Origin of the sequence: Paenibacillus forsythiae T98 (assembly GCF_000520735.1) — a bacterium.
Lineage (GTDB): Bacteria > Bacillota > Bacilli > Paenibacillales > Paenibacillaceae > Paenibacillus_AQ > Paenibacillus_AQ forsythiae.
Map to the genome: position 1 here is coordinate 1 of NZ_ASSC01000581.1, position 3,336 is coordinate 3,336.

Annotated in this window: 4 protein-coding genes and 4 tRNA genes; all 8 read right to left on the reverse strand. The window is 52.9% G+C overall.

Annotation, left to right across the window (positions count from 1 at the left end; all coding sequences use genetic code 11):
* Positions 1–413: AAA family ATPase (locus L692_RS0118280; protein WP_025701537.1), on the reverse strand; the 413-nt coding region annotated here is incomplete at its 3' end.
* Between the two features lie 83 nt (positions 414–496).
* On the reverse strand, positions 497–1,120 hold the full coding sequence (gene ruvA / locus L692_RS0118285; RefSeq protein WP_025701538.1) for a Holliday junction branch migration protein RuvA: 624 nt from the start codon (positions 1,118–1,120) through the stop codon (positions 497–499).
* Complete coding sequence (gene ruvC, locus L692_RS0118290) at positions 1,117–1,620, reverse strand: crossover junction endodeoxyribonuclease RuvC (RefSeq protein ID WP_025701539.1); 504 nt, start codon at positions 1,618–1,620, stop codon at positions 1,117–1,119. The genes ruvA and ruvC overlap by 4 nt, the downstream gene beginning before the upstream one ends.
* Before the next feature lie 205 nt (positions 1,621–1,825).
* On the reverse strand, positions 1,826–2,584 hold the full coding sequence (locus L692_RS0118295) for a BofC C-terminal domain-containing protein (protein WP_025701540.1): 759 nt from the start codon (positions 2,582–2,584) through the stop codon (positions 1,826–1,828).
* A gap of 320 nt (positions 2,585–2,904) precedes the next feature.
* A tRNA-Arg gene (locus L692_RS0118300) sits at positions 2,905–2,981 on the reverse strand.
* Between the two features lie 7 nt (positions 2,982–2,988).
* Positions 2,989–3,063: transfer RNA gene (locus tag L692_RS0118305), tRNA-Gly, on the reverse strand.
* Positions 3,064–3,092: 29 nt separating this feature from the next.
* Positions 3,093–3,169: transfer RNA gene (locus L692_RS0118310), tRNA-Asp, on the reverse strand.
* Positions 3,170–3,197: 28 nt separating this feature from the next.
* A tRNA-Met gene (locus tag L692_RS0118315) sits at positions 3,198–3,274 on the reverse strand.
* Between the last annotated feature and the right edge of the window lie 62 nt (positions 3,275–3,336).

Below are 3,336 nucleotides of genomic sequence, written 5' to 3' on the forward strand. Positions count from 1 at the left end.
CCAATCATAATATCAAGCGCGAAATCCTCCATCGCCGGATACAGAACTTCCTCCACGGTCCGGTGCAGCCGGTGAATCTCATCGATGAACAGCACATCGCCCTCCTGCAGATTGGTCAGCAGCGCTGCTAGATCGCCCGGCCGCTCAATCGCAGGGCCGGACGTCGTCCGCAGGCTCACTCCCAATTCGTTGGCGATGATGTTGGCCAGCGTCGTCTTGCCCAGACCCGGCGGTCCGTACAACAGCACATGATCGAGCGCCTCTCCCCGCATTTTTGCCGCTTCGATATAGATTTTCAGATTCTCCTTAACCTGGTTCTGCCCAATATATTCAGCCAGAAAGCGGGGACGCAAGCTAAGTTCCACCGCCTGGTCTTCCATCATTAAATTTGCGGATATGATCCGGTCCTCCATCTTTCCATCGCTCCACTTCATCATGTACTTAGCGGACCTTCGTCACCTGCTGCTTATCTGCTCATTGCTTCGCCAAATCCAGACTACTTCGCCACGTACAGCAGCTTAAGCGCCTTTTTCATCAGCACGTCGACCGAAGCAGTCTCCGCGCCTTCCTTCTTGAGCGTCAGCCAGACACGATCCAGCTCACTCTCCGTGTATCCGAGCGCCTTAAGCCCATCTCTGGCCTCCTGCCAGGACACCTCGCCGGTACCGCTCTCCGCATTCTCCTCCACAGCAAACAGTCCGGTTTGGAGCGTTACGGTCCCCAGACCGTCCAGCTTGTCTTTCAGATCAAGAATCATACGCTGCGCCGTCTTCTTGCCGATTCCCGGCAGCTTCGTCAGGAATGTAATATTCTCCTGATAAATCGCCGAAATGACATGATCCGGTGTACCCCCCGTCAGAATCCCAAGCGCCACGCGGGGGCCGATGCCCGACACCTCGATCAACTTGCGGAACAGCTTCTGCTCTTCGCGGGTAGGAAAGCCGAACAGGAGAATTGCATCCTCGCGAACATGATGATGAATATATACCGTTACCGGCCCCTCTTGTTTGGCAAAAGCATAGGGATTTGGACAAAATACCCGGTACCCCACGCCCTGAACATCCAGCACCACATATTCCTGCTCCAGATGGACGACCGGTCCCCTCAAATAATCGATCATTTTCGCAATACCTCATTTATCTTCGAATTCAGCGTGTACGAGTGGGCATGACATACTGCAACCGCCAGCGCATCGGCCACATCATCCGGTTTCGGAATGGCGGACAGCTTCAGATACATCCTCACCATTTCCTGAACCTGGCGTTTCTCCGCCTTGCCGTAGCCGACTATCGCCTGCTTCACCTGCATCGGTGTATATTCCGAAACAGCAAGCCCGCGCTGCACCGCCGCCAGCACCAGTACACCACGCGCCTGCCCAACCGACATTGCCGTCGTCACGTTCCGGTTGAAGAACAGCTTCTCCATCGCCACGGCATCCGGTTTGTAGCGGTCGATCAGCTGCAGCATCCCCTCATAGACATGAAGCAGCCGCTCCTCCTCCGGGGTATGGGCTTCCGTCTGAATGGAGCCGTACTGCACCGGCGTAAGCTTACTGCCGTTCTTGTCAATGAAACCGAAGCCGACAATCGCAATCCCCGGGTCGATCCCCAAAATTCGCACAAACCATCTCTCCTCTATTGTAACCGGGAGCCTCCCCGTCCGGTCCAGTTCCCGCATTGAAAGCGAACATATGTATTCCTTCTACCCATTATAGCAAAAATAGGCTGCACAGGGGGCATTAAATTTACCGTACCAGCAAAAAGACCGCAGGCTATCGCCCACGGTCCAATTTCCATTTTCTATTATCAGCTGCTCAACTGCTGCTTTACATCGCCTCGGCATTGTCCCTCGCATAATCGCTGAAGGTTGACAGAACGCTGTTGTACTCATCGATATCCTGCACACGGATTCCACCTTGAAGCTGACTCCATACCTTTTCCGGCAGAGCCGATTTCATAGTGCCTATATCGATTTGAAAAAAGGTTTTGAGCGCCTCCTCCTGCTTCGGAGGGCCTTTGAACAGAGTGAGATTTCCTTCGTTGTCTAGGCCAATGTACGCCTCCTTCTTGCAGGAAGGAGATAGATCGTTCACATTCCGTTCGAGCCAAACGTCTCCATCGGGTCCGATCTTCCCCCGCCAGTCTGAATGCTCGGCAATAAGGGTCTTCAATTTCTCGGGGCTCATGGCACGGGGCACATCATGAATCTCCTCGCCGCTTACGTAGGTTATCTTGTAATGCACTTTCCGGCTAATCCCACTATTTGCAATAACCCGGATTAGCGAATTCGTATCGGCACCGCCCTGTTCCAAGGCCTGCTCCTCCTGACCTTTCTGTTCGAACACAGCGGAAGCCTGTCCGCGCACAAGGGTGTTGTCACCCGAGATGCGTCCATTCAGTTCGGCAAAAGTTTGCTCTGCTGCCGACATTGAACCTGTCAACAGCCTCGATATATTATCCTCGGACATCCGCAGACCAAACCAGGCGCATATACCAAGAACCGAGCAGGCCGTTCCGACCCACAGCGCTTTTTTCCAACGTCTCCATCGGCGCCATAGTTGCTTTTTCAGACGAAAAGCACTCATGTTAATCCCTTCATTCTGATTTTTTCCTTAATTTGTCCCCGGGCGCCGGAATTTATGCAGTTGTGGCGCTTTCGCGATGATAATCCCGTTTTAGGTAAAGCTTCGCATGCACGATAACAAAAAAAGTGGATCAAGCTGTAAATCAGCTTAACCCACCTTATTATCAGTCGATTCAGTTTGGCAAAAGTAATTAACAGCGCGCCCTGAGAGATACGGTCACTTTCGTGCCCGATTGCGATGTATTCCTATCGATGCTTAGGCTCCGACGAACTTCATCATTCGAATCAAATGACGCTTAGATCATTCAATGATGCTTGAAATGGCGCGCCCTGAGAGATTCGAACTCCCGACCTTTTGATTCGTAGTCAAACGCTCTATCCAGCTGAGCTAAGGGCGCATTCTTATGGAGCGGACGACGGGAGTCGAACCCGCGACCCTCGCCTTGGCAAGGCGATGCTCTACCGCTGAGCCACGTCCGCATCTATTTAATTCTAGGAGTACATTTAAATGGCGGAACCGACGGGATTCGAACCCGCGATCTCCTGCGTGACAGGCAGGCATGTTAGGCCTCTACACCACGGTTCCACGAGGCACTTCTTCAAGTAAGAAGATTTGGTTGCGGGGGCAGGATTTGAACCTGCGACCTTCGGGTTATGAGCCCGACGAGCTACCGAGCTGCTCCACCCCGCGTCATTCATAATTTAAGTTCGATAACTAATGGTGACCCGTAGGGGATTCGAACCCCTGTTACC

Bases quoted from the DNA above. Each gene is read 5' to 3' on its own strand.
- L692_RS0118295 (WP_025701540.1), bottom strand. From the start codon at position 2,584: ATGAGTGCTTTTCGTCTGAAAAAGCAACTATGGCGCCGATGGAGACGT.
- ruvA (WP_025701538.1), bottom strand. From the start codon at position 1,120: ATGATCGATTATTTGAGGGGACCGGTCGTCCATCTGGAGCAGGAATAT.